Annotated in this window: 21 protein-coding genes; 13 read left to right on the top strand and 8 right to left on the bottom strand. The window is 68.2% G+C overall.

The window, feature by feature from the left end; translation table 11 throughout:
• Positions 1–56: 56 nt before the first annotated feature.
• The gene (locus tag F3087_RS20175; protein ID WP_150403550.1) at positions 57–1,205 is read right to left on the bottom strand and encodes a glycosyltransferase; all 1,149 of its coding nucleotides are present in this window, start codon (positions 1,203–1,205) and stop codon (positions 57–59) included.
• A 55-nt stretch (positions 1,206–1,260) separates the two neighbouring features.
• Here F3087_RS20175 and F3087_RS20170 point away from each other — a divergent pair, with 55 nt between their 5' ends.
• Positions 1,261–1,911, top strand: a complete 651-nt coding sequence (locus F3087_RS20170; RefSeq protein WP_191094063.1) for a TetR/AcrR family transcriptional regulator — start codon at positions 1,261–1,263, stop codon at positions 1,909–1,911.
• On the opposite strand, the gene F3087_RS20165 is transcribed toward F3087_RS20170, so the two are convergent.
• Together F3087_RS20165 and F3087_RS20160 are read right to left on the bottom strand one after the other, a co-directional pair.
• Positions 1,906–3,132 (bottom strand): phthiocerol/phthiodiolone dimycocerosyl transferase family protein, encoded by a 1,227-nt coding sequence (locus F3087_RS20165; protein WP_150403548.1) that lies wholly within the window; start codon positions 3,130–3,132, stop codon positions 1,906–1,908. The two genes, F3087_RS20170 and F3087_RS20165, sit on opposite strands and share 6 nt — an antisense overlap.
• Before the next feature lie 150 nt (positions 3,133–3,282).
• On the bottom strand, positions 3,283–4,539 hold the full coding sequence (locus tag F3087_RS20160) for a phthiocerol/phthiodiolone dimycocerosyl transferase family protein (protein WP_150403547.1): 1,257 nt from the start codon (positions 4,537–4,539) through the stop codon (positions 3,283–3,285).
• A 277-nt stretch (positions 4,540–4,816) separates the two neighbouring features.
• Here F3087_RS20160 and F3087_RS20150 point away from each other — a divergent pair, with 277 nt between their 5' ends.
• On the top strand, positions 4,817–5,317 hold the full coding sequence (locus F3087_RS20150; protein WP_150403545.1) for a CGNR zinc finger domain-containing protein: 501 nt from the start codon (positions 4,817–4,819) through the stop codon (positions 5,315–5,317).
• A 2-nt stretch (positions 5,318–5,319) separates the two neighbouring features.
• Here F3087_RS20150 and F3087_RS20145 read toward each other — a convergent pair whose 3' ends face one another.
• From F3087_RS20145 to F3087_RS20135, 3 genes are all read right to left on the bottom strand, one after another.
• Entirely contained in the window at positions 5,320–6,681 is a 1,362-nt protein-coding gene (locus tag F3087_RS20145; protein WP_150403544.1) for a DUF2252 domain-containing protein, read from the bottom strand.
• Positions 6,682–6,693: 12 nt separating this feature from the next.
• Positions 6,694–7,485 (bottom strand): CPBP family glutamic-type intramembrane protease, encoded by a 792-nt coding sequence (locus tag F3087_RS20140; RefSeq protein ID WP_150403543.1) that lies wholly within the window; start codon positions 7,483–7,485, stop codon positions 6,694–6,696.
• Between the two features lie 132 nt (positions 7,486–7,617).
• A complete protein-coding gene (locus tag F3087_RS20135) occupies positions 7,618–8,067 on the bottom strand; it encodes a hypothetical protein (RefSeq protein WP_150403542.1) in 450 nt (149 codons plus the stop codon).
• Between the two features lie 70 nt (positions 8,068–8,137).
• Here F3087_RS20135 and F3087_RS20130 point away from each other — a divergent pair, with 70 nt between their 5' ends.
• The 6 genes from F3087_RS20130 to F3087_RS20105 all read left to right on the top strand — a co-directional run bounded on the left by F3087_RS20130 (position 8,138) and on the right by F3087_RS20105 (position 16,326).
• Entirely contained in the window at positions 8,138–9,493 is a 1,356-nt protein-coding gene (locus F3087_RS20130; RefSeq protein ID WP_150403541.1) for a flavin monoamine oxidase family protein, read from the top strand.
• A gap of 247 nt (positions 9,494–9,740) precedes the next feature.
• Positions 9,741–10,076 (top strand): hypothetical protein, encoded by a 336-nt coding sequence (locus F3087_RS20125; protein ID WP_223885217.1) that lies wholly within the window; start codon positions 9,741–9,743, stop codon positions 10,074–10,076.
• 124 nt (positions 10,077–10,200) lie between these two features.
• Entirely contained in the window at positions 10,201–14,859 is a 4,659-nt protein-coding gene (locus tag F3087_RS20120) for a V-type ATP synthase subunit I (protein ID WP_150403540.1), read from the top strand.
• Between the two features lie 44 nt (positions 14,860–14,903).
• The gene (locus tag F3087_RS20115; protein ID WP_150403539.1) at positions 14,904–15,431 is read left to right on the top strand and encodes a hypothetical protein; all 528 of its coding nucleotides are present in this window, start codon (positions 14,904–14,906) and stop codon (positions 15,429–15,431) included.
• 30 nt (positions 15,432–15,461) lie between these two features.
• Positions 15,462–15,746: a hypothetical protein gene (locus F3087_RS20110; protein ID WP_150403538.1), complete on the top strand. Its 285-nt coding sequence runs from the start codon at positions 15,462–15,464 to the stop codon at positions 15,744–15,746.
• A 37-nt stretch (positions 15,747–15,783) separates the two neighbouring features.
• Positions 15,784–16,326, top strand: a complete 543-nt coding sequence (locus F3087_RS20105) for a hypothetical protein (RefSeq protein WP_150403537.1) — start codon at positions 15,784–15,786, stop codon at positions 16,324–16,326.
• 1 nt (position 16,327) lies between these two features.
• On the opposite strand, the gene F3087_RS20100 is transcribed toward F3087_RS20105, so the two are convergent.
• Positions 16,328–17,503: an ROK family transcriptional regulator gene (locus F3087_RS20100; RefSeq protein WP_150403536.1), complete on the bottom strand. Its 1,176-nt coding sequence runs from the start codon at positions 17,501–17,503 to the stop codon at positions 16,328–16,330.
• Positions 17,504–17,606: 103 nt separating this feature from the next.
• Between F3087_RS20100 and F3087_RS20095 the strand changes: the two genes are divergently transcribed.
• The 5 genes from F3087_RS20095 (at position 17,607) to F3087_RS20075 (ending at position 23,042) form a co-directional block, all read left to right on the top strand.
• Entirely contained in the window at positions 17,607–18,689 is a 1,083-nt protein-coding gene (locus F3087_RS20095) for a sugar ABC transporter substrate-binding protein (protein ID WP_150403535.1), read from the top strand.
• Entirely contained in the window at positions 18,686–19,423 is a 738-nt protein-coding gene (locus tag F3087_RS20090) for an ATP-binding cassette domain-containing protein (RefSeq protein WP_150403534.1), read from the top strand. The genes F3087_RS20095 and F3087_RS20090 overlap by 4 nt, the downstream gene beginning before the upstream one ends.
• Complete coding sequence (locus tag F3087_RS20085) at positions 19,420–20,634, top strand: sugar ABC transporter permease (protein WP_223885216.1); 1,215 nt, start codon at positions 19,420–19,422, stop codon at positions 20,632–20,634. The genes F3087_RS20090 and F3087_RS20085 overlap by 4 nt, the downstream gene beginning before the upstream one ends.
• A gap of 238 nt (positions 20,635–20,872) precedes the next feature.
• On the top strand, positions 20,873–21,886 hold the full coding sequence (locus F3087_RS20080) for an alpha/beta hydrolase (RefSeq protein WP_396897568.1): 1,014 nt from the start codon (positions 20,873–20,875) through the stop codon (positions 21,884–21,886).
• Between the two features lie 130 nt (positions 21,887–22,016).
• A complete protein-coding gene (locus F3087_RS20075; RefSeq protein ID WP_150403533.1) occupies positions 22,017–23,042 on the top strand; it encodes a cation diffusion facilitator family transporter in 1,026 nt (341 codons plus the stop codon).
• Between the two features lie 774 nt (positions 23,043–23,816).
• Here F3087_RS20075 and F3087_RS20070 read toward each other — a convergent pair.
• On the bottom strand, positions 23,817–25,223 hold the full coding sequence (locus F3087_RS20070) for an amidase (RefSeq protein ID WP_150403532.1): 1,407 nt from the start codon (positions 25,221–25,223) through the stop codon (positions 23,817–23,819).
• Between the last annotated feature and the right edge of the window lie 53 nt (positions 25,224–25,276).

Genomic DNA, 25,276 nt, shown 5'->3' with positions numbered 1-25,276 from the left:
ACATCGTTCTGAATGCGGATGTTTTTCCGCGCTCGCTCCGCTATATTTGAGATGGCTCAAAAGGGGACTTCGAACAGCTCACCTGCCACTGTCGCGGGCGAAGGCATTCCATCGATATCGGACTTCAATCGTGCTGCCGCAGCGGCATATGACGCGTCCGTGAGCATCGCCTCGATCCCGCTTCGAACAGTGTCCGCCGTGGCCATATCCGGAGGCACTACCTGAGCCGCACCCACCACCTGGCAGGCTGCTGCCGTCGGGAATTGATCCGCGCCGCGTGGCAGCAGAAGCAGCGGAAGCCCGTGCGACAACGCGGCCAGCGTCGTCCCCGCGCCCCCGTGACAGACCACCGCATCGCACCGCGCCAGCACCGCCGCGAGCGGCAACCATTGCTCCAGATGGATATTCGCGGGCAACGAGCCGAACGCCTCGGGATCGTTCGTCCGGCCGACCGTGACGATCGCCTCGACCTCTAGATCCGCCAACGCCCGCAGCACCGGCTCGAACATGCTGGGCTGATTGAAGATAGGCACCGTGCCGAGCGAGAAGTAGACCACCGGCCGATTACCGAGCTTCTCCGCCCAGTCGGGCAGCGCCTCGGCCCGCGACCCCGGCACGTGCGGCTGGATCGGCCGTGCACATCCCGCCGCCGGACCTCGATCTCGTTGCAGTGCAACGGGAACCGGATCCAGATAACCGGTCCGATACATTCCGGCATGTGGGTCCGGTGCGAGACCGGCCGAATCCCACAGCGGTGCCACCCATTCCGCCATCGCCGCCATCAACTCCGACTCCAACAGCAACCCGGTGCCATAGGTGATCGACGGAATCCCCAAGGTAGCGGCCACGATCGGCGCCGCGAGATCCACCGGCGGTTGCAGGATCAGATCGGGCCGGAACTCGGCCGCGATCCGGCTGAGCTCGGGCAGCTTCGCCGGCGCCATGACCCGCGCGAACATCACCGCACCGATCCGCCACGGTTGCCCGCCACCCGCGAACACCGGATCGGCGACGGCCTGTGCGGCCGCGACCGGCGCGGGTGGCCCGGCGACCGCGGTCGGCAGCCCGGTCGCGCGCACCCGGTCGGCCAGATCCGGTGCGGTGACGACCAGTACCTCGTGACCGGCCCGCACCAACTCGGTGAGCAACGGCAGGGCGGGCGCGAACACGCCTTCCATCGGTGTGGTCGAACAGAGCACACGCACGGGAACTCCTTACCTATAGCTGACTATATAGTGAACTATAGATATGCTGGTGGGCATGTCAAGACCGATCCAGCCCCGCGGTGGCCGTCGCCAGGCCACGCGACGCAAGGTGGCCGAGGCGGCCGCGACCCTGTTCGCCGAACACGGATACGCGGCGACCACGCTGCAGGCCGTCGCCGACGCGGCCGGCGTGCACGTGCAGACGATCTACCAGGCGTTCGGCACCAAGGTCGCGGTGCTCGCCGAGGCGGCCGCAGTGCTCGTCGCCGGCCCCGACGAAGAGGCCGCCACCCCGCCGCCGGAGCGGGAATGGGTGCGCGAACTCTTCGCCGAGCCCGACCCGGTGCGCCAACTCGCGCTGTACGCCAAGCACATGCGGCAGGTGTCCGAGCGCTATACCGGCCTGCTGGACGTCATGCGGATGACCGCGTCGGCGGACCCCGATGTCGGCAACTTTCTCGCCGAGGCCGAGCGCGGCCGCTACGACGGACCTCGGCACATCACCCCGGAACTGGCCGCGAAGGGCGCCCTGCGCCCGGGCCTCAGCGCCGAGCGCGCGGCCGACATCATGTACGCGGTGACGACCTACGACGTGTACCGCTCGCTCATCGAGGACCGCGGCTGGTCCGGTGCGGACGCGGAGAACTGGGTCGCGGACAGCCTGGCCCAGCTCCTGCTCGCGCCGGAACTGTTGCCCCGGTTATGAAATGGCGGCGCGCAGCCTTGCCGCGAAGCTGTCCACGCGCCGTTGCTGTTGCGCGGCAGCCGCTTTCGAGTGATGGATCTCGATGCTCAGGCGGCCGTCGAACGTACTGAGGATGCAGGTGCCGCCGGGTTGCGGCGGAGCTCCGAGATCGGTTGCCGCGGTGAGCGTGGAGCGGAAGTCGTTGATCCGCAAGCCCTCCGGTGCGCGCAGCTCCGGCACCCGGCCCCAGTTGGTCATGATCACCAGGCCGGGGACCGGCGCGATGGCGCTCATGCCCATTTCGGGAATGTGTAGCGGAGTCTGCTGCACGATGCCTGCCGCCAATGCGACCCGCAGCGACTCGCAGATACCGCGGGCGAGATCGAGCAGGCCGGCGGGCTCGGCCGGGGTGTAGGTGGCGAATCCGAGCAGATTGGTGCCGTCGGTCAGGCCCGCTGTCGGCGTGATCCTGGTGCGCAGATCGACCGGATAGATGTAGAGCAGTTCGGTGAGCGGCAATTCGCGAATCTCGGCCTCGCTCAACAGAACTGCCGCGGAGACGAGGCCGTTGATGGTCACGCCCTCCCGATGCCCGAGCTCGATCAGCGCCGCGGTCTCGGCCGTCGAAAGGCGGCACCGCGAAACCTGCGGCGCGCTCTGCCAGCCGTCCTCGTCCACCACCGGGTCGGTGGCCGGCGCCGATACTGCCGGCTGCTCGTCCGGATCCGGAAAGGTCATCTTCTCGACGCCGCGTTCGGCCAGCAACTCCTCGATGGACGCCGGATACGGGCGCACCCGCCGGTCGAGCGAATGTCCGGCAACGGCATCGGTGTAGCACGACCACAGCTCGGCCAGCACCGCCAACGAGTGATAGGCATCGGCCACGCTGTGATGCGTCAGCAGTGTCACGCTGGCGGTGTCCCCGGCGCGGACCACGCACACCGCGCTCAGCGCGACCCGTTGATCGAATTTCTGGTCGATCAGCAAGCGACCCGAATCGTCGTCGACCACCGAGATTTCCGGCGTCGCGGTCGAGGTCACGAGAACGTGGCCGCCATCGTCGGACGGTTCCAGCCGCGCACCGAACACCGGATAGGCGCGCACGACCGCCGCATACGCGGCGGACAGTGCCGTCAGGTCCAACCGGCCGGACACCTCGACGGCGTATCCCACATAGGCTCCGACCCCCGCGAACATCAGTTCACTCGGGTCGAGCGGGCGGACAACAGTGGACGTGGTCATGGAGCTCCCCTTCAAGCCGTACCGAGTTATGCGTGCCGACGCCAGATCAAAGACCCCGCACGCGCGCCGGAGCAATTGGTTATCCGGCCGCCGGTCAACGATTGCCGAGGGGAGTTTCAGGCCCGTCTCAGAGCGGTTTCGCGCGGCGGGTTATGCGACGCCGGCCTCGCGGACCGCGTCCAGATGCGCCGCGAGCAGCCGCACCCGGCGTCGCTGCTGCACCGTGGTCTCCACCGGATGATGGATCTCGATACTGAGCTGATCATCGAACGTGCTGATGATGATGGTGCCGCTCGGCTGCTGCAACCGATGCCCGGCCCGGTCCGGTTTCGCGATCATCACCGTGCGAAAGTCGTTGACCCGCAACCCTTCCGGTAGTCGGGGCGGTTCGATCCGGCCCCAGTTGGTGGCCAGCACGATGCCGGGCGCCCGCGGCGGCGGACCGGACGCGATGTCGGGGATGTGCAGCGGCGTCTGCTGCACGACGCCGCTCGCCAGCCCGCGGCGCAGCCCATCGCTGATCCCGCGGGCCAGGCCGACCAGCGTCGGGCCCTCCTGCCGAGTGGGCACGAAATCGGCGAAGCCGAGGACGTTCGTGCCCTCGGTGTGGCCGATCGCCGGGGTCACCCGGTTGCGCAGGTCGACGGAGTAGGTGTAGCTGAGCTCGGTCAGCGGCAGCTCGCGCAGCTCGGCCTCGGTGAGCAGGATCGCGGCCGAGGCCAGCCCGTTGATCGTGGTGCCCTCGCGGTGCGCGAGGTCGGCGAGCGCGGCGGTCTCGCGCTTGGTCAGACGGCAGCGCGCCGTCAGTGGTAGTAGATAGGGCGTGTCGTCCTCGACCGGTTGGGTCGTGCCGAGCGATTCGGCGAGGGCCAGGGGACGCGAGAAGCCGGTTGCGTCGGACATCTTTTCCACGCCCCGGGCGTGCAGCAGGTCCTCTACCGTGTCCGGAAACCGTCCTGCGGTGTGCGCCGGCTTGCGGCCGCGGCAGATCTCGCTGTAGCAGACCCACAGTTCGGCGAGCACCGCCAGCGCATGACACGCGTCCGCGACACTGTGATGGATCACCAAGGTCACCCCGGTGCTGTCGCCGTCGCGGACCACGCACAACCCGGCGAGGGCCGTGCGCTGGTCCAGCCGCGCACCGCTCAGCAACTGTTCGGGATCGCCGTCGACCACGGTGATCTCGGGTGTGCTGCCGGTTGACTCGACCAGGAGATGACCGTGCGCGTCGGGCTCGAGATGCGCGCCGAGCGCCGGATGCGCTCGGACCACCTCCTCGAACGCGGCGGACAACGCGACCAGACTCAACCGACCGGACAGTCGCATCGAGTAGCCGACGAGAACCTCACTACCGGCGAAGATCTCCTCGCTCGGTGCCAACGGCCGGATGACGGTAGCCGTGGTCATGTCGAAATACCCTCCACATGAGACTGCCCATCGAGGCTAGCCCGAATAACGGGCCCCGCACGGCCTTTCGGGCTCATCGCCTCTGTGTGGTGTATCGCGCATACCGAACGAGCTGTTTCCGGTCGTTGCCACAACGAGACCATGTTCGGCGATCAGCCACTGACCACAGAGGCAGCGCAGGTAGCGGACGTTGCCGTGGGCGGACACGACCGTGGGCGACGGCCAGGAACAGGAGGGGCAGGTCAGGTCCATTGCCCCAGCCTGATGTAATGAGTCAGTGCATTTCAACCCTTACGGTGGCGCGGCGGCCGAACTCGCCGCCCGGCTGGTGAACGCGGGTCCGGACGAGGATTTGCGGGAGTTACTCGCTGCCGCAGATTACAAACCGCTCGGTACCCTCAAGCCCGCGCAGGACGCGGAACTGCGCCGGTGGATCGGCGAGCTCAGCGCGGTGTTCGACGATCCGACCGTGCGCCGGCTCAACGCGTTGCTCGCGAAAACGACCAGTCAGCCCTATATCTCGACGCACGACGACCGGCTGCCGCACCTGCACTTCGCGCAGGAGACCGCACCGGTCGACGAGCGGGTCAAGGCGTACACGGCGGTCGGTTTGGCCACGCTGTTCTGCGACGACCCGAATCGCATCGGCCGCTGCGCGCGCGACGGGTGCGACGACGTCTTCGTCGACACCTCGCGCAACGGCAGGCGCCGGTTCTGTTCGGCGCGGTGCTCGAACCGGGTGCACGTGGCCGAGCATCGGTCCCGGCGCGCCGGCTGAGCTCAGTACGCCTTCTCCGCCGGCACGATTCGCCCGGAATCAATTGCGGCGAGCAGCTTTTCGTAGTCGAGGTCGGTTTGATCGGCGTAGGCGACGGCGAAGTCGATCATCGCCCGGTCGAAGGTGTCGCCCGAGCCGAGATACGAGGCGATGGCGACGCGGTCCCCGGATCGCGCGTGCGCGCGGGCCAGGGTGTGGCCGCACAGCGCCGCATAATCGCGCAGGTAGGACCGCGACATCTCCTCGATGGCCACGGAGCCCTTCATGTCGCGCAGCTGGCGCCAGTAGTAGTGCCGCCCGTCCGGCCCGGCCGCCCAGCCGAGGAAGATGTCGCTCGCGGCCTGGGTGAGTCGCTGCCCGTGCACGACCCGATGCCCTTGGTTGCGGAACTTGCTCGCCGCGGTGTGCGGCGCGAGTACCGACTGTTCGGCCTCCTTCACCTGCAAGAACAGCGGGCTGCCGCTCATCCGCCCGGCGAGCAGCGCGATGAAGCAGCGGGTGCCGACGCTGCCGACGCCGACCACCTTGATGGCCAGATCGAGCATCTCGTGCCGGTCGAGCAGCACCCGGCGTTCCTCGGCCAGGGTGCGGCGGTAGTCGCTGAACACGCGCTGGATGGTGGCGGCGTCGAACTCGCCGATCGGGATCAGCAGTGGCGGGCGGTGCCGGATGCGCGGGATGCCGTCGGCGTCCGGCTCGGTCAGCTTCTCCAGGGCCTGCAGGTTGGTGCGCGACCGCGCCTCGGCGAGCGCTTGCTCGACGCCCTTGCGGCGCTTGGGTTTCGGGGCGAGCGCGGCCAATTGGTCGGCGTCGATCTTTTCGTACCAGACGGCCAGTTCGCCGAGTCCGGCCAGCCGGGTCATCGCGTCGCGATAGGCCTGAGCGGCCGCGCCGACCGCGGTTTCGGCGTCGGTGTCGGCGAAACCGTTGGCGCGGGCGGCGACCGCGATGCTGGCCGCGAGGCGCTTGACGTCCCATTCGAACGGACCGGGCAGGGTCTCGTCGAAATCGTTCAGGTCGAAGACGAGCGCGCGTTCGGGGGAGGCGAACAGGCCGAAGTTGGACAGATGCGCGTCACCGCACAGCTGGACGGTCAGACCCGTGTTGGGGGAGGCGGCCAGATCGGCGGCCATGATCGCGGGCGCGCCGCGCAGGAACGAGAACTGGCCCGCGGCCATCCGCGCGTATCGGATGGGTACCAGCTCGGGCACCCGCGTCTTCGCCTGGCGTTCGAGGATGGCGATCGGGTCGGCGCGGTCGGCAGGCGGCTCCCACACCCCCAGCGACCGCCGTCCGACCCGTTTGCGCGCCCGGCGGCCCTGTTCGGCCGCGCCGCGTTCCACGATCGCCAAGGTGTCCGTCATCGGGACAGTTTGTCATTTGATGGCAATCGGCGAGCAAATCTGTTCCGAGTGTCGCCCGCGCTCGCGCCACCAGGACGCGAAGGCGAGGACGCCCAGGACCAGCATCGCGAGGGTGATCACCGCGCGCAGCGGACCCAGCGGGACGACGGCGACGTTCAGGTCGTAGAGGACGTGGGCCGCGATGAACGGCCAGATCAACTGCACGCGGAGGTAGGCGTAGCGCAGCAGCGCACACCAGACCGCGACCATCAGTAGCGCGGCGGGGCCGTAGTAGAGATGGAACGGAAGCCGCAGCGCCATGAGCACCGCCAGTTGCGCGGGCCAGGACCAGCGCAGGCGCAGCATGATGGCCATCGGCAAGGCGAGCAGCATGGTCTCCTCGACCAATCCGGCGCGCGCACTCCAGGCCACGCCGTCCCACGCGGACATGGCGCCGATCGGGCTGCCGTCGGCGCCGGTGACCCAGTCGGGGAAGAAGCCGAGGCCGACCAGGCCGAGCCACATGGTGAGGTAGCCGGCGCCCATCGCGCCGAAGAAACCGGCACGGACGGGTCGACCTGCGCGCAGACCGAGTTCGGCCGCGGTCAGGCCCAGCCATCGATGTGCGGCCCAGAGTGCGAGTGCGGCAAAGGGAAAGGCCGTCCAGCCTGCGATGCGGTAGGCGTGGGCAGGGAAGCCGGTCCAGTCGGGGTCGGTTCGGGTGATCAGCAGGACGACGGCAACAACGGTGGGTGCGCCGAAGGTCAGGATAAAGGCGGCGATTTGCAGAATCCAGGCTTTGACCGCCCAGGAAGGTGAAGTCATCGCGCCTTTCCGTTCGCGGAGGTTATGGCCGATCGGAAATTAGCACAGGAGTTTCGCATCACCGCATCGCTATGTATGCAAGTCGAAAGTCGTGGATGAAGATGCTCAATTGTTATGTAGCCCAGAGTTATGTCATTTATGTTGCGGCATGCATGACTTCCATCTTGCGATGCCTCGCGTGGGAAGCTGAGTTGGGTCGCAGTTGCCGGATCGATGAAAGTATCTGCTGCGCAGCATGATTTGACTGAAAATGGTTCGATATTCGGTGTCTGCGTGGGTCGTGAATGACGGTCCTCCACGGGAATTGTGACCGCACGGGGATTCGACTGTTACGGGTTCAATCGCGGTGGCGTCGACCGCAATGGCAACCTCCGCGCGGCAATATTCCACCGCCGCAGCAGAATCCGCCGCAGCAGACTCCAGTGTCCATTGCGCCGCAGCCCGAACCCGGTCGAGCCATTCCGGCGCCACCTGCCGCCGCCGGTCGAGCAGATAGTGCGGCCGCCGGTCGAGCCGGTCGCCCGGCTGCTTCCGTGCTGACTGGATCCGGCACCGCGACATCGTGTCCGGCAATTCGGACACGTCGAGCGGTTGCGCATCGGCGGACGGTGATCAACAGTGGTGTCCAACGGTGTAGTGACGGGAGGCCGGCATGGACCACGCGGACGTGGTTGTCGTCGGTGCCGGATATGCGGGACTGTCCGCGGCGCGGGCATTGCGGGCGGCCGGACGCGAGATCGTCGTGCTCGAGGCCGCCGGCCGGGTCGGCGGGCGGGCACTGACCGAGCGGATCGGCGACGACTGGGCCGTCGACCTCGGCGCTCAGTGGATCTCCGGTGGTCACACCCGGTTTGCCGCGCTGGCGCAGGAGTATGGCGCCGAAACGTACGCGGCACCCGCGGACGGCGCGAATCTGCTGGTCGAGGGCGCGGTCCGACGGCCGTTCGCCGGTGCGCGCCCGCCGCTGCCGCCGCTCGTACTGGTCGTGCTCGCGCAGGCGATGTGGCGGATCGAGCGGCTGGCCGCGCGCATCGACCTGGCCCGGCCGTGGGCCACGCCGGGCGCCGATCGGCTCGACGCGATGACCGCGGCGACCTGGCTGCGCCGCAACCTGCCCGAGCGCCGGGCCAGGCATCTCGCCGAGGTGATGATCGGGGAGGAGTTGTGCGTCGATGTCGGCAGCGTCTCGATGCTGGCGCTGCTCACCACTATTCGTGCCGCGGGCGGCGTCGAGGCGGGAGTGACGGCCGAGACGGTTACCCGGTTGTTCGTCGACGGCGCCGACGGACCGGCCCGCGCCATCGCCGCCGAATTGGGTGACGCGCTGCGCTTGAATGCTCCGGTCGCGGCAATTCAGCAAGTGGCGGAAGGCCTTTCGGTGCGCGGCGAATTCGGTGAGGTGCGCGCCGCGCAGGTGATCGTCGCACTGCCGCCCGCGCTGGCCGGCCGGATCGCCTACGACCCGCCCTTGCCTGCCGCGCGTGATCATCTGACCCAGCGGATGCCGATGGGCTCGGTGTTGAAGGCGTTCGCCGTCTACGAGCGGCCCTTCTGGCGTGACGACCGACTAACCGGGCAGGCGTTGAACCTGCACGATCCGGTTCCGGTCACCTTCGACGCCACCCGCCCCGGCGGACCGGGCTGCCTCGGCGCTCTCGTCCCCGGCCGCGCGGCCCATCGGCTGGCCGCACTGTCCGCCGGCGAACGCCGGGCCATGATCATCGGCTCGCTCGTGCGCGCCTTCGGTTATGCGGCGCGCGATCCGATCGATTTCCGCGAGAAGGTCTGGGCCGACGATCCCTACACCCGCGGCGGTTACGGCGCGTTTTTCCCGCCGGGTGTGCTGACCAGTATCGGTTCGGCGCTGCGTCAGCCGATCGGCGCGATTCATTGGGCGGGGAGCGAAACTGCCACGGAATGGACGGGTTATATCGAGGGGGCCATCCGTTCCGGCGAGCGGGCGGCCGCCGAGGTGCTTGCCGAATACCGCGTGACCGCAGTGGGGTAATGCTTCGAAACTGGTGCTGGCCTGCGGTTTACGATGGCCGTAACGGTGTGCAGTATTTAACTGGTCGTGCGTCCAGTTTGAGATCCGAATGATAGACCGAATAAGAAAGCGCGTACACAACTGTTTACGCTTCCCTGACGTGCGGCGTCCTTCTTGAACCAAAAAGCGCCGATTGACCTGGGTGAATAACCAATGGTGATCTCCGTTATGTTGACTGAGATTCCGCCAGGCGCGAACCATGGAGCGCATGGCACATCTAGCAAACGTTCAGCAAAGGCTGGTGCGGCCGAGCCGTACCTTCCCGGCCGCGCTGCTGGTGTTGTGCACAGTGCTGGCCGGCGGATGGTTCGCCGGAACCGGCCCGGCAGTCGCGGACCCGGACCTGTCCGGATGCGTCACGGATTCCTCGGTTCCCAATGAACTGACGATCACCTGTGACCCCGGCGCCGGTGTCGGTGAGCACGCCTTCATCCGCTGCCGCGACCTGCTCGGCCTGCCCCACACCCATATCGGCACCACCATCGGCACCGGTGGCGGATGGTCCAGGGCGAATTGCGCCCCGGCCGAAACCGGTCCGGTCTGACCCGGGCGGGGCTTTGACCCCGATATCGCCTTCCGCGCCGGAGCCCGCGAACTCTCGACTACAGGGCCACGTGCGCATCGTTGACCAGCACGTCCTCGGACAGGTTCACGGAGAGGCTCCATAAATGCGTGTAGTCACCAAGGAACGTCAGCGCGAAACCAAAGCATCGGCCAAACACCGCAAGAGCGTGGAGAAGTCCCGGCGCGGGATGTATGCCGCGGCCACGTTCGCCTCCATGGCGACCGCCATGATCGGCGCGGGTCACGCCTCCGCCGACATCGACTTGCCGCCGCCGCCCGCCGATCTCAACGGCATGCTGTCCGGCGCGGGCGATGTCGCGGGACAGGTACTCGACCCGGGGCAGCAGGATGCGCTGAACAACGCGCTCGGTGCGGCGAGCGCGGCGAGTGCGAACACACCGTTCGGCGATCAGGTGAACTCGGCGATCGACACCTATCGCGCGGGCGGCGCGCCGCCCGCGCCGGAGTCCTGGTTTGGTGGTTCCGGTGCGGGTGGTCAGAGTGCGCCCGCTGCGGTCGCCAACGAGGTGGCAGGCCGGGTTCCCGCACCCGTCGCCGATCTCGCGGCTACCGTCGCGCAAATCGCCGGCTCGGGGATGCCGCTCGATCAGCTCGCTACCTGGGCAAACAAGACCTTTCCCGATGGTCCGATGCGCGGTCCGGTCAACGACCTGCTCGCCTTCGTCGAGCAGGCCACCGAGTTGGCCGGCACCCGGCGCAGCGGCACGACGCCGGCCATCGACGACCTGATCGATCAGGCGCGCACGCTCTTCGGGTTCCCCAAGGACGGACCCGATCCGGTCAAGGGACTGCGTGATCTGCTGACTCCAGCTGTGGGACAACAGGATCCGGTGGCGCAGCAACTGCCGCCCGGACTGCTCGCGATTGCCGCACCCATCATCGGCTTGTTCGCGCCGCAGCTGGCGGGCGCGGGGCCGGTGCTGGCCTTCCTCGCACCGCTGCTCGCCCTGGCCTCGAACCCGGTTGCCGGGATCGGCGCGGTATTCACCCAGATCCGTGAAGCCGTGCGCGGACTGGTGTCCGACGCCAGGCATCCGGCGGCGTTGCCGCTGCTCGCGATTCCGCTGGTCGCGGTGCTCGCGATCGTGCCGCTGTTGTTCGCGGGCGGGATCGGTGTGGCCGCGGTACTCGCCCTCGGCGCGGTGGTGCTCGGTGCGATTGTCTTGGCCCCGTTGGTGATCGGTGCGCTGATCGTCGGGGGGCTCATCCTCGCGGTGCTCGCGATTCCGGTGCTGATCGTGCTCGCCGTGATCGCTATCCCGGTGCTGCTCATCGCGATTCCGGTGGCGCTCGTCGCGTTCGCGGTGCTGGCACCGGTCGTCCTGGTCGGTGGGATCGCGGCGATCGCGGTGGCCATCGTCGGCGGAATCGCCCTTGCCGTACTGGCATTGGCCGGTGGGCTGGTGCTGAGCGTGGTCGGCTTCGCGGTGCTGACCGTGGGTGCGCTGCTGGCCACGGTCTTCGTGCCGATTCTCGGACTGGTCGTCGCGCCGCTGCTGTTCACCGGTGCGCTCGCGTTCCTCGTGGTCGGTCTCGTCGCCACGGCCGTCGCCTTCTTCGGAGTACTCGGCGTGGCCGGACTCGCTACTGCCGCACTGTTCGTCGGCGTCGGGTTGCTGTCGTTGCTGACTCCGTTCGGGCTGATCGCCATTCCGATCCTGATCGCGCTCGCGGCCGTCGCCCTGGTGGCGTTCGGCGCGGTCGGTCTGGCGGGTGGCGTGATCCTGGCCGTGGTGGCGCTCGCCGGGCTGCTGGTGCTCTCGGTGGCGGGCGGGGCCGCGGTGACGGTGCTGCTCGCGTTCGCCGTGGTGGCGACCGCGATTCAGCTTGTCGCCGCGGCGGTGTTCTGGGCCGGATTGGCCGCTGCGGGAATCGTTTTCGCGGCGCTAGGTGCGGTGGGCGTCGCGCTCGCGGTGGTCGGTGGGCTGCTCGCCACCCTCGCGCTGGTGTTCGCCGTGCCGGTCCTCGGGCCGCTGCTGGCGCCGCTGCTCTTCATCGGTCTCGTGGCCATTCCGGCGGCGATCGGGCTCGCGGTGTTGTTCGGTGGGTTCGGGTTGATCGCGTTCTCGGTGTTCGCCTTGACCGGGACGGCGCTGCTGGCGATCGCCGCACTGGCTGGGGCGACGCTGCTCGCGACGCTGGTGTTCATGGTCACCATGCCGTACGCGATCCCGATCATTCTTATTGCCGCACTGGCCTTCTCGATCATCACGGGAGCCGGCATCGGCGTGGTCGCCGCGGCGTTCACGGTGGTGACCTGGATCGGTGGCGGCGCGATCGTTCTCGGTCTGCTCGCGTTCGCGCTGGCCGTCGTGGCGACGGTGTTCGCCGGCGGCTTGGTGGTGTCGGTGCTGTCGTTCGTGATGCTCGCCCTCACCGCGCTCGCGCTGATCGTGATCAATCCGCCGCTGGCGCTGATCGCGCTTCCGCTGCTGTTCGGCGGGGTGCTGCTCGGCACGTTCGCGACCCTCGGCACCGTGGCCGTGGTCAGCACGCTGCTCGGCGGATTCGTCGCGGCGCTCGGGCTCGGGCTGGTGGCCTCCTGGGTGTTCTTCGGCGTCCTCGCGCTCGGCGTATTCGTCGCCGCGTCCGCGCTGTTCCCGCCGCTGCTGCTGGTATCGGTGCCGCTCGCGGCGGCGGCCTTCGCGGTCATGGCGGTGCTCGCCCTCGCGACGCTCGCCGTCGGCGGCGTGGGTCTCGGCGCGATCCTGTTGGCGGGCGGGCTGATTGCCGCCGTGCTCGCCGTGGTGGCGGTGATCGCCACCGCCGCGGTCGGCGTCATCGGGTTCGCCCTCGCCGCAGTCCTCACCCTGCCATTCCTGATCTTCGGACCGTTCGCCGTGGTGGTGTCGACGGCCCTGTCGCCGATCATCGCCCTTGCGCTGCTTGCGGTGTGGTCGCCGATTCTGGCGGCGGGCTTGGTGGTCGCGGCACTCGGTGCCGGCATCGGCCTGCTCGGCTTGGTCGGGCTGCCCGTTCTCGCGGCGATCATCGGCGTCTCGCTGGTGGCCATCACGACGGCCCTCGCGGTCACACTGTTCCTCGGCAGCCTGCTGCTCGACTTCGCCACCCTCGGCCTCGCCGCCGCAGTACTCGCGCCGCTGGTCGCGCTGGCCGGACTCGGCGCCTTGGCGCTCCTGGCCCTTCCGGTGCTTGCGCTGCTGGCTGCGCCGGTGCTTGGTCTGGCCGCGTTCGGTGTGCTTGCGGCGCTCGCTCTTCCGGTGCTGGCCCTGCTCGCGTTGCCGGTGCTCGGCCTTGCGGCGCTGGGTGCGCTCGCCTTGGTCGCTCTTCCGGTGCTTGCCGTGGTCGCGCTGCCGGTCCTCGGACTGGCCGCGCTCGGTGTGCTTGCCGCCGTGGCGATTCCGGTGATCGCGGTGCTCGCGCTGCCGGTTCTCGCACTACTCGCTCTGGTGGCGATACCGCTACTCGCGCTTGCCGGATTGGCCGCCCTGGGCGCGACTTTCGTCGCCGGCGCGGTCGCAGGCGCAACCGCACTCGCGGTGGCAGTCCTCGGTGCCCTCGCAATCGGCGCTCCACTGGCCCTGCTGGTGATCGTGCCGCTGCTGGCCCTGGCCGCCGCCGGTGCTCTCGCCCTGCTGGCGCTGCCGGTCCTGCTGATCGGCGGAGCACTAGCGGCAGTGGTCGGCGTCCCGCTCGCCGCTCTAGGCGCACTGGCCCTGCTCGCGTTGCCGATCGTCCTGATCGGTGGGGCATTGGTCGGACTCGCCGCTCTGATCGGCGTGCCGCTGGCAGCGGTGGGCGCCATTGCGCTACTTGCGATTCCGGTACTGCTGGTCGGTGGCGCGCTGGCCGCCCTCGTCGGTATCCCACTCGCCGCCCTCACCCTCCCCGTCCTCCTGGTCGGCGGCGCTCTAGCCGCCTTGGTCGGCGTCCCAGTCCTGCTGATCGGCGGTGGACTGGCCGCCCTAGCCGCCGCCTTCATCGCGGTGAAACTATTGATCTGCCTACCCCTGACCCTCGGCGCAATCGCACTGCTCGCCCTTCCCGCACTGCTCGCGGGCGGTGCGCTGGCCGCACTAGTCGGCATCCCGCTCGCCGTGGTCGGCGCGCTCGCGCTGCTTGCCCTTCCGGTCTTGCTGGCCGGTGGCGCGTTGGCTGCGCTGATTGGTGTGCCGTTGGCGATCGCGGGTGCGCTTGCGCTGCTTGCGCTTCCGGTTTTGCTTGCTGGTGGAGCGTTCGCTGCGGTGATCGGGTTGCCGTTGGCGGGCCTTGGGTTGTTCGCGCTGGTCGAGATTCCGAAGTTGCTGCTCGGTTGGGCTTTGGCTGCCGGTGCTGCGACGCTGTTGGCGCCGTTTGCCGCGGTGGGGGTGGCGGCGTTGGTGGCCGCGCCGGTGGTTGGGTTTGCGGGGCTGGTTGGTGCGCCGTTGGCCGCGGTGGGGGCGGCTGCTTTGGCGGCGGTTGCGCTGGCGGTTGCGGTTCTGCTTACGCCGGGGGCTCGGGTCGGGATCATCTCGGGGATCCGGGCGGCGCTGGATCGCAATGGGCCGCTGGGTGCTTCGGGTGGTGGGGCGGCCGCGGCGGGCACGCAGTTCCTCGACGACATTCCCGACGATCCGACCCTGGAGCAACTGGCGGCCTCGTTGCAGCAGCTGCTCGCTCCACTACCGAGCCAACCCGCGCCCGCGCCGGTCGCGTTCGCCGACCTGCCCTACACCGGAAAGGGGGCTGCCGAAGCGGTGGCGCACGATCGCGCCTCGCGACTCGTCAGCGTTTCGCTGTGACGAATCCTGCACTGTGTCAAGCCATCTAGCGAAGGAGATCAGACATGACGCACACCACGGAGACCCTGCACCTCGAGTACCTCTACGGCCCGCAGTGGCAGGACGCGATCCGGATCATCGAGCGGTCCGGCCAACTGACCGCCGAGGAACGGGAAAAGCTGAACGCCGCGGCGAAAAAACTGATGCAGGACAAGGTTTCGGCGCTGTCCAACGGCTCCGGCCTGGAAGGCGGCCTCGGCAGCCTGCTGGCCGGCCTCGGCATGGGCGCGAATGCCCAGTCGGTAGCGGCACATCCGCTGAATATCGCCACCGCGACGGCAAAGGCGTTCGGGCGCTCCCGCAACGTGCAGGTCGCCGGCCTGATCGCCGGTCAGGCCGTGTCCCCGAACGCGGCGACCAGCCCCGGTGACCTCAGCGGCCTGCTGGAGTCGTTCGGCTCGATCGGCGCGGTCACCGTGGTCGGTCAGGCCGTCACCGCCGCGGTCCTGAGCGACCTCGTCGGCCAGGGCGAATTCACCAAGGCCGTCTACGACGAGCTGATGCAGCCATGGCGCAGCAACATCAACGGGTAGTCCACGACGAGACCGAAAGGGGTTGGCACCATGTTCGATTCGCGAAACATCGGTTCCGGTGGCGTGGCCACCGACGCGCTCGGTGGTCTGCTCGACGTCCGATCGGCCCCCATCGCGTTCGGCTACTACGAACGCAATGAGGTCGCCGTCGCCCAAGGCGTCGAGTGGAATACCCGGTCCCGCACCGCCCCGATCGGGTGGTGGAACCGGCACCAGCACGTGCAGGCCGGCTTCGGCATGGCGATGGTGCTGACCCTCGCCTTCGTACCCGCCGTGCAGAACGCGATTCTCACGGTGCTGACCCATGCCGGGTAAGCCGGGTAGGTCGTCACGCCGGGGGAGCTCCCTCGGCGTGACGACCATGGCCGCGCTGTTCCTGGTCGCCGCCGCGCTGCTGAGCGCGTGTTCGAGCTCCGGGCCGACCGACGGCCTGCGCGACCGAGTCGCCAACGCGGACACCGCGGATTGCGCACTCGGCGGCCAGGCCGTCGCGGGCCTGCGCGACACCTTCCGTCAACTGTCCGAACAACTCGACGGACTCGGCCCGGCTGCCACCCGCGGCGACGTCAGCGACGTGAAAACCCGTGTAACCCAGGGTATGTGGCTGTCCAACCAGGTCTCGAACACGATCAACCCGGTGGTCGACCGGATGGGCTCCCCGCTCATCGGCAGCGCCTACCGCGACGTCGCCACCGCGGGCGGTCAACTGCACAACTCGCTGTCCGATTTCGCCGCCGTCCTCGACAACGGCAACCCGGCCCAGCCGGTCGCCGACTCGGTCACCGCCGCCCTGACCTCCCTCAACGGCTCGATGGACCGCATGCGCCGCACGTGCCCCTCCGTCTTCGCCGAGCCGAAGGGCCCGCAGTACGGTCCGCCGCTGAGCGCCCGCTGAATCAGGCTCCTGTCGAACGTCTTTCGAACAGCCGATCCCTGGCAACCGACAGCGCGCGCGACACCGCGCCGGTGAGGACCCCATCGTCGCCGAGCGTGCTGGCGACGATGCGCGGGTTCAGCGGCCCGAGTTCGGCCATCCGGCGTGCGATGGCGGTGCCGAGCAGATCGAGGTTGTTGCCGATACCACCGCTCAGCACAACGAGTTCCGGGTCGAGGATCGAGGCGACGGCGGTGATGAGCGCGCCGATCCGCCGTCCCTCGGATTCGACCACCGCGAGGGCCCGCGGGTCACCCGCGGCCGCAGCGCCGAAGATTTCCTTGGCGGAAGCTCCGGGCAGACCGGCCTGTTCGGCCGCCCGGGCGACTCCGCCTGCCGCGGCGACGGTTTCGGTCATGCCGCGCTCGCGCGCATCGAGTGGGGGAGCGTCGACCTCGGTCGCGGGCAGGAACGAAACCTCGCCCGCCGCACCGGTATTGCCGACATAGAGCTCGCCGTTGATCACGATGCCCATGCCGACACCGGTGCCGATCGAGATGAGCACGAAGTTGCGCACGCCCGCACCCGCGCCGAAGGTGAGCTCGCCGACGGCGGCGAGATTGATGTCGTTCTCGATGGTCGACTCGACCTCGAGCGCGTCCCGCAGCTGCCCGACCAGCCCGGCGCGCCCCCAGCCCGGCAGGTTCTGCGCGTAGTCGAGGCGCCCGGTGTCCGGGTTGAGCACGCCGGGACTGCCGATGACCGCGTAGTGCACGTCCGACCAGTCGACCCCGGCCTCCTCGGCGACCTCGTCGGCCAGCGCCCGCACCCGGCGCACCAGATCGGCGGCCGAACGCGCGGAGTTGCGCACATCGCGGCGGCCGATGAAGTCGCCGCGCAAGTCGGCGATGGCGAGGCGGATCCAGTTGCGGCCGATGTCGATGCCCGACACCACACCGGCGCGCACGTTCACGTCGTAGAGTGCGGTGGTCGGCCCCGGCCGGCCGCTGAGCGACCCGACCAACTGCACCAGCCCGGCGTGCTCGAGTCCCGAAAGCGCCGCCGACACTGTCGGTTTCGACAATCCGCTGGCCTTGGCTAGCTCACCGCGCGAGGCGGGCCCGCTGAGCCGCAGGTAGTCGAGCAGCAACCGCTCGTTCATCGTCCGAAGGAGCTGGGGATTGCCGACCCTACTCATCAATCCTCCTGCTCGTACCACTGGACACCTCGGTGTTAGTAAACTACCTTTCTTACCAACGCTCAACCGGGCGCTCTCACTCTCCTCTCGGCACGGTGACCTCATGCGTCGAATTCAGCTCCTCACCGCGGCGGCGGCCGCACTCGTCCTGGCGGCAGGCTGTAGCTCCGGCGACAGCACCAAAGACGCGAAATCGGGCAGCGACTCCCCGACGATCGCGCTGCTGCTCCCGGAATCCAAGACCACCCGTTACGAAGCCTTCGACCGCCCGCTGTTCGAGGCGAAGGTCAAGCAGCTCTGCGGCAACTGCAAGGTGCTCTACTTCAACGCCGATCAAGACGCGGCCAAACAGCAGGGCCAGTTCGAATCCGCGCTCACCCAGGGCGCGGACGTCATGGTCTTCGACGCGGTCAACGCGGATGCCGTTGCGCCACAGGTGAACACGGCGCGGCAGAAGAAGATCCCGGTGGTCGCTTACGACCGGCTGATCTCCGGCATCAGCTACGAGTACTACGTGTCCTTCGACAATGTGAAGGTCGGCAAGGTGCAGGGCGAGGCGTTGCTAGCCGAGCTGAGCAAGCGCGGCACCACGGACAAGGGCCAGCTGGTGGTGATCAACGGTTCGCCGACCGATCCCAGCGCGGGCGACTACAAGAAGGGGGCGCACGAGGCGCTGGACGGCAAGGTCAAGATCGGGCGCGAGTTCGACACCCCCGACTGGTCGCCGGACAAGGCGCAGCAGCAGATGGAGCAGGCCATCACCGCGCTCGGCAAGGACGCGATCGTCGGTGTGTACTCGGCCAACGACGGCATGGCCGGCGGTGCGATCGCGGCGCTCAAGCGCGCCGGTTACGCGACGCTGCCGCCGCTGACCGGACAGGACGCGGAACTCGCAGGCGTGCAACGGATTCTGACCGGCGAGCAGACCATGACCATCTACCTGGACTACCGCGCTCAGGCGGAGAAGGCCGCAGAGCTGGCCGTCGCCCTCGCGAAGGGCGAAAAGCCCACGGCCCCGGCCAAAACCAACAACGGCGCGACCGACATCCCGTCCTACCTGCTCGACGCCATCGCGGTCGGCAAGGACAACATCAAGGACACCATCGTCAAGGACGGCCTATACACCGTCGCCGATATCTGCACGCCCGACGTGGCGGCAGCCTGCCAGGCCGCAGGTATCAAATGACAGCTCCCACAACGGTTCTGTCGGCCCGCGGCCTGACCAAGCGCTACGGCGCGGTGCAGGCCCTGGCCGGCGCGGATCTCGAGGTGAACGCCGGTGAGGTGGTCGCCCTGGTCGGGGACAACGGCGCGGGCAAATCGACACTGGTGAAGGCGATTTCGGGGGTGACCGTGGCCGACGAGGGCGAGATCGTCTTCGCCGGCGAGCCGGTCCGGATCACCCGCCCGCAGGACGCGCAGGCGCTCGGCATCACCACGGTGTTCCAGGATCTCGCGCTGTGCGACAACCTCGACGTCGTCGCCAACCTGCATCTCGGCGCGGAGACCAGCATCTGCAGCATGCTCGACGAGATCGAAATGGAGCGCAGCGCAAGGGATCTGCTCGCCTCGCTGGATGTGAAGATCAAGGACGTGCGCGCACCGGTGTCCGCGCTGTCCGGCGGGCAACGGCAGTCGGTCGCCATCGCGCGGGCGCTGCTCGGACGGCCGCGGATGGTGATCCTGGACGAACCGACCGCGGCGCTCGGCGTCGAACAGACCGCGCAGGTGCTCGCGTTGATCGGGCGATTGCGCGAGCGCGGCCTGGGCGTGCTGTTGATTTCACACAACCTGGTCGACGTGCGGTCGGTCAGTGACCGCGTGGTGGTCTTGCGGCTCGGCCGCAACGCAGGTGAGTTCGAGACCGCTAAAGCGACTCAAGAAGATATCGTGGCAGCGATCACGGGAGCAGCTGCATGAGTGACGTAGTAATGAAAAGGCCGGTCTGGCAGGGAAATCAAGGGCGCGGGCTAGCCGATGCCGCGCTGGATCGGCTACGGCGCGGCGAGGTCGGATCGGTGCCGGTGGCGATCGGCCTGGTCATCATCGGCGCGGTGTTCTACCACCTCAACGCCCATTTCCTGTCCGCGGAGAACCTGACCAACCTGGCCTTGCAGATGGCCGCGACCGGCACCATCGCCCTCGGCATCGTGCTGGTGCTGCTGCTCGGCGAGATCGATCTGTCGGCCGGTTCGGTCAGCGGCCTGACCGCCGTGGTGATGACGCTGCTCTATGTGCGGCACGGCTGGAACGTCATTCTCGCGGTGCTGGCCGCCATCGCGGTCGGCGCCGCGATCGGTCTGCTGCACGGGCTGATGCGGACGATGCTGAGCATGCCGTCGTTCGTGGTCACGCTGGCCGGGTTGATCGGCTGGCAGGGTTTGATGCTGTATCTGCTCGGCAAGGAGGGCACGGTCAACCTGCCGTTCGACCGCGGCATCGCGACCATCAGCGATACCTGGCTGCCCGCCGTGCTCGGCTGGCTACTGGTGGTGTTGCTCGCGGGCGGACACCTAGTCGCGAGTCTGATCACCCGGCATCAGCGGGTACACGCCGGCCTCGACGTGACCGCCCCGGTCTGGATCGTGGCGCGCTCCGGCGGTCTCGGCATCCTGCTGGCCATCACGGTCATCGTGCTGAATTCCGATCGCGGCGTGCCGCTGACCTTGGTGATCTTCGGCGGACTGGTCCTCGGCCTCGACCTGATCCTGCGGCGGACGGTCTTCGGTCGTCGGATGTACGCGGTCGGCGGCAATGCGGAGGCGGCTCGCCGGGCCGGCATCAACGTGACCTGGATTCGCATCTCTGCCTTCGTCGGCTGCTCCGCGCTGGCCACCATCGGCGGCATCCTGGCGGCGTCGCGCCTGGTCGCGGTCAACCAGAGTTCCGGCGGCAGCGACATCCTGCTCAACGCGATCGCCGCGGCGGTGATCGGCGGCACCAGCCTGTTCGGCGGACGCGGCCGTGCGTATGCCGCATTGCTGGGAATTCTTGTCATCCAATCGATTACGAATGGCATGCTGTTGTTGAACGTGGACTCCTCGGTGCGCTTCATGGTCACCGGTGCCGTGCTCGCGATCTCGGTCGCCATCGACTCGGTCGCGCGGCGCGGAGCCGAGGGAGCGCGCTGAGCTATGGGGGGATCTTGCGATCGCCCCTAGGAGGGCGCCTGGGCGCGGCAGGGTTGTCCCGCGTCCAGGTGGTCCCTTCGCTGCGCTGTGTGCCGGCGAACATCCGGTAACAGACCTGGGCAAACGACCGACACGGTGGGGGAGTTGTGAATGAGTTCGGAGCCGTGTGGGTCGGGGTGTTTGGAGTGTGTTCGTGGATCGCAGATCGACGTGGAGGTTTCGAGCTAGGGCGCTAGTCGTGGCGGCGTCGCTGTGCCTGGGTGTCGGCACCGCGGCCGGCGCGCAGGCGGAGGCACCGGCCCCGCCGAGTACGACATGGGTCGATACGCCCGCCGCGCCCGATGGGTCGGTGATCGCGCGGGTCGAGCAACCGGACGGGCGCAATATCCGGATCTGGGTGCGGTCGGCGGCGATGGACGGGGCCACCTTCCCGGTCGACATTCAACGGCCCGCCGATACCTCGCAAGCCCGGCCGACGCTGTACCTGCTGAACGGCGCGGGCGGCGGCGTCGACGACGCCAGCTGGCAGTTGCGCACCAATGTCCTCGACTTCCTGTCCGACAAGAACATCAACGTGGTGCAGATCGTCGGCGGGCAGTTCAGCTACTACACGGACTGGATCAACTACGACCCGGTGCTCGGCCCGAACAAGTGGAAGACCTACCTCACCGAGGAACTGCCGCCGCTGATCGACGCCGCGCTCGGCACGAACAAGGTGAACGCGATCGCCGGCCTCTCGATGGCGGGCACCTCGGTGCTGGCGTTGTCGATCGCCAAGCCCGAGCTGTATCGCAGCGTCGCCTCCTACAGCGGCTGTGCGCAGACCAGCGACCCGATCGGGCAAGCCTTCGTCCAGATGACGGTCGAACGCGGCGGCGGCACCATCGACAACATGTGGGGCCCGCCCGGCGATCCGCTCTGGGCGGCCAACGATCCGCTGGTGCACGCGGACAAGTTGCGCGGCGTGAACCTGTTCGTCTCCAGCGGCAGTGGCCTGCCGGGCGCGCACGACACCCTGGACGGACCGTTCCAGATCAAGCCCGGCGTTTCGCAGTGGGCCGATCAGCTGGTGGTCGGCGGCGCGATCGAGGCGGGCATCCGGGCCTGCTCGGCCAACCTGCAAAACCGGCTCGACCAGCTCGGCATCCCCGCCACCTTCGACTTCACCCCGACCGGCACGCACTCGTGGGGCTACTGGCAGGACGCGTTCGTCGCGTCCTGGCCGGTGCTCGCGAAGGGTCTCTACAGCTGACCGCCCGCCGACCGCAGGCCTGTGATCCACGTCATCCGACGTAGTAGGCTGCGGTCGGCATAGGGTGGGCTAAGGTGGGTAAACAGATGCAGATATGCGCATACGTGGCGGTGATGAAAGCGGGCGGCTAATGGGACATGAACACGAGCACGGACACGGCCATGGGAACGGCGGTCACGGGCACTCGCACGGGGTTTCCGGCGATGCCGATCGTCGCTGGCTGACCGTCGCGCTGGCGCTGATCGGCGGTTTCATGCTGGTCGAGGTCGTGATCGGCCTGCTGGCGAATTCGCTGGCCCTGCTCTCGGACGCGGCGCACATGCTGACCGATGCGGCGTCGATCGTGCTGGCGCTCACCGCGATCCGGCTGGCCGCGCGTCCGGCGCGCGGCAAGTACACCTATGGATTCAAACGGGCCGAGATCCTGTCCGCGCAGGCGAACGGCATCACACTGCTGGTCCTCGCGGGCTGGTTGACCTACGAGGCGATTCGGCGGTTGCTCGATCCGCCGGAAGTGACCGGTGGACTGGTGGTCGCCACCGCGATCGTCGGCATCGTGGTGAATGTGGCTGCGGCCTGGGCGATCAGCAAAGCGAATCGCTCCAGCCTGAACGTCGAGGGCGCGTTCCAGCACGTGCTCAACGACCTGTACGGCTTCATCGCGACCGCTGTCGCCGGCGTCGTCGTGCTGCTCACCGGATTCGCCCGCGCCGACGCGATCGCCACCCTGGTCGTCGTCGCGCTGATGGTGAAGGCCGGCCTCGGCCTGGTCCGCGAATCCGGCCGCATCTTCCTCGAAGCCGCGCCCGCCGGCGTCGACCCCGACGCCCTCGGCCGCCGCCTGGTGGAGATGCCCGGCATCGACGAGGTGCACGACCTGCACGTCTGGCAGATCACCTCCGGCAACGTCGCCCTGTCCGCCCACGTGCTCGTCCAACCGGGCGCCGACTGCCACGGCCTGCGCCAGCAGATCGAACGCCTCCTCGACCACGACTACGAAATCACCCACACCACACTGCAGGTCGACCACTCCCAACTGGTCTCCGCCGCCCCCACCCCCAACGCCGACCGCCTACTCCCGGTCTTGGAGGAACACTGCGACGAGTCCCACGGACCCGTCCACCGCGAGCGCCCCGAGGTCGGTCACACCCACTAGCCGGCATGCCCGATTTTACAAAGCGTCCAAACCTCGCACAGGGCATCCAACCCCTCGCCCGAGGTACGCACGCTCCGTGATTCCTACCGCTATCACCCGAATACTGTCGAGTCGAGTCAAAGGTCGTTGAGTGATCTTCAACAGCGACCTTTTGACTCGACTCGATGCACGACCCTAGCTTCTCTGAACCGGACCACAGCCAAGTAACCACGCCGGAACCTCCACGCTGCCCATCCCAACTGCGGGAGGTAGGTCGGGGACCCGGCGCGACGTGCCCAGCATCATCCGATCATTCCCGGGGAGCAGGTTCGCCTACCCGGTGGGTACACCTAAGATTTCCCAGAGTGACCTGGCGCTCGGAAGCTGAAGACCTACCCAGGTTTTCACTGAAGCAGTGCCGGGCGCGCCGTGTGCCGTACCCGACTTACCTCCGCGGTCGGATGCGCGGCGTCCAGTTCCAGCGTGGTCACTTGGCTGTGGTCCCGTCACAAACGCTTCAGACGATAGCGGTGGCTTTCTTCGCATACCTGATTCATCCTTCGCATGACTGATGTTGCGCTGAGGGGTGTGCGAAAGATGAAGCAGGTGTGTGAAGTTGGCCTATCTGTCGCTTGGTCTGTGCGTTAGGCCGGTTGCGAATCCGGGTTGCCGTTCGGACGCTGCACGATGCAGGTAGTCCGACTGCGGGTTGGTTGACGCGGGTCAAATGGCGTTGGTTGATCTTGAACAGCGATCTTTTGACTCGACTCGATGCTCGCTCCTGCCCGGCACCTGCTACTGGCCGAGGCGGGGGAACGGCTGCTCGGCTTCGAGGAGGTAGGCGAGTTCGAGGAGGGTGCGTTCGTTGCCGTGGGTGCTGGCCAGTTGGATGCCGATGGGGAGGCCAGTGGGGGTGCGGCCGGCGGGGAGGGTGATGGCGGGGGTGCCGGTGATGTTGTTGATGGGGGTGAAGGAGACGTAGGTGCGTAGACGGTCGAGAAGGGTTTCGAAGGGGACGGTGGGGCTGAGGTAGCCGAGTTCGGGGGTTTCGTGGCCGAGGGTGGGGAGGAGTACGGCGTCGTAGGGGCCTAGGGCGCGTTGGTAAGTGGCGGCTGCGGCGCGTAGTCGGTAGAGCATGGCGGGGGTGCGCCAGGCGCTGCGGAGGAAGTAGCGGCGTAGACCGAGGGTGAGGTCGTCCAGTCGGGCAGCGTCGAAGGTTCGGTCGGCGAGCTTGCCGGTGGAGGCGACGAAAGTGGCGAGCAGGCCCCAGTATTGGAGGAACGCGGTCTCCAAGGCGTTATCGAACGGCATGGCTACCGGTTCCACGTGATGGCCGTGCGATTCCAGTGTGACGGCGACCTTTTCGACCGCGTCCCGGGTCGGGCCCGCGGGTACCGAACCGCCGATGTTCTCCAGCAGCAGCGCGATACGCAGCGGCGTCGACCCCGGTCCCTCGACGTACCCGATCGGCGGCAGCGCGGCGTTACTCCAATACTGTTCCGCCGCAGCGGTATACGCGGCTGTGTCGCGCACCGTCCGGGTCAGCACACCTTCGCTGACGATATTGACCGGCAACTTGCGGGTCAGCGCGGAATCGATGTGCCGCCCCCGGCTCGGCTTCAGCCCGACCAGCCCGGTGCAGGCCGCCGGAATCCGAATAGATCCGCCGCCGTCGTTGCCGTGCGCGATCGGCACCACGCCGGAGGCGACCAGCGCGGCCGACCCGCCGGACGATCCACCCACCGAATAGCCGGTGTGCCAAGGGTTTCGGGTCGGACGCGCGAACGGCGGCTCGGTGGTCGCGTTGAACCCGAACTCGGGCAGCGTGCTCTTGCCGAGCACGGTCATTCCGGCACTGAGGAATTGGCGGGTGTACGCCCCGTGCGCCCGCGCGGGCTTGGCCTGGAACGCTTGCGCGCCGTGGGTCGTCGGCATACCCGCGATGTCGGCATTGTCTTTCATGAACGTCGGAACCCCGTACAACGGCCCGGTCCGCTCGGCGGGCAGCAGCGGTTTGGCGTAACTCTCGTACGCGACCGCGGCCAACTCCTCGACCTTGCGCGCCCGCTCCACCGCTGCCGCGGCGAGTTCGCGCGGACTTCGTTCCCCGCTGCGCACCAGCTCGGCCAGCGCGACCGCGTCGTGCTCGCCGAGCGCGTCGTCGGCGAAGGAGTGGAGGCGGGTCTGAGCGTCAGCGGTCACTCTTCGAATCTAGCGACCCGGCGCGCGACGGACCGTCTGTCCAGTGGTGGCCG

The sequence above is a fragment of the Nocardia colli genome (assembly GCF_008704205.1).
GTDB lineage: Bacteria > Actinomycetota > Actinomycetes > Mycobacteriales > Mycobacteriaceae > Nocardia > Nocardia colli.
The sequence above is the reverse complement of the archived record's forward strand: the minus strand, read 5'-3'. Positions and strand labels throughout refer to the sequence as shown.

What these genes read in the sequence shown, in the direction of transcription:
- F3087_RS20170 (WP_191094063.1), top strand. Translation starts at nt 1,261, where the DNA reads ATGTCAAGACCGATCCAGCCCCGCGGTGGCCGTCGCCAGGCCACGCGA.
- F3087_RS20165 (WP_150403548.1), bottom strand. Translation starts at nt 3,132, where the DNA reads ATGACCACGTCCACTGTTGTCCGCCCGCTCGACCCGAGTGAACTGATG.
- F3087_RS20160 (WP_150403547.1), bottom strand. Translation starts at nt 4,539, where the DNA reads ATGACCACGGCTACCGTCATCCGGCCGTTGGCACCGAGCGAGGAGATC.
- F3087_RS20145 (WP_150403544.1), bottom strand. Translation starts at nt 6,681, where the DNA reads ATGACGGACACCTTGGCGATCGTGGAACGCGGCGCGGCCGAACAGGGC.
- F3087_RS20140 (WP_150403543.1), bottom strand. Translation starts at nt 7,485, where the DNA reads ATGACTTCACCTTCCTGGGCGGTCAAAGCCTGGATTCTGCAAATCGCC.
- F3087_RS20130 (WP_150403541.1), top strand. Translation starts at nt 8,138, where the DNA reads ATGGACCACGCGGACGTGGTTGTCGTCGGTGCCGGATATGCGGGACTG.
- F3087_RS20125 (WP_223885217.1), top strand. Translation starts at nt 9,741, where the DNA reads ATGGCACATCTAGCAAACGTTCAGCAAAGGCTGGTGCGGCCGAGCCGT.
- F3087_RS20120 (WP_150403540.1), top strand. Translation starts at nt 10,201, where the DNA reads ATGCGTGTAGTCACCAAGGAACGTCAGCGCGAAACCAAAGCATCGGCC.
- F3087_RS20115 (WP_150403539.1), top strand. Translation starts at nt 14,904, where the DNA reads ATGACGCACACCACGGAGACCCTGCACCTCGAGTACCTCTACGGCCCG.
- F3087_RS20110 (WP_150403538.1), top strand. Translation starts at nt 15,462, where the DNA reads ATGTTCGATTCGCGAAACATCGGTTCCGGTGGCGTGGCCACCGACGCG.
- F3087_RS20100 (WP_150403536.1), bottom strand. Translation starts at nt 17,503, where the DNA reads ATGAGTAGGGTCGGCAATCCCCAGCTCCTTCGGACGATGAACGAGCGG.
- F3087_RS20095 (WP_150403535.1), top strand. Translation starts at nt 17,607, where the DNA reads ATGCGTCGAATTCAGCTCCTCACCGCGGCGGCGGCCGCACTCGTCCTG.
- F3087_RS20090 (WP_150403534.1), top strand. Translation starts at nt 18,686, where the DNA reads ATGACAGCTCCCACAACGGTTCTGTCGGCCCGCGGCCTGACCAAGCGC.
- F3087_RS20085 (WP_223885216.1), top strand. Translation starts at nt 19,420, where the DNA reads ATGAGTGACGTAGTAATGAAAAGGCCGGTCTGGCAGGGAAATCAAGGG.
- F3087_RS20075 (WP_150403533.1), top strand. Translation starts at nt 22,017, where the DNA reads ATGGGACATGAACACGAGCACGGACACGGCCATGGGAACGGCGGTCAC.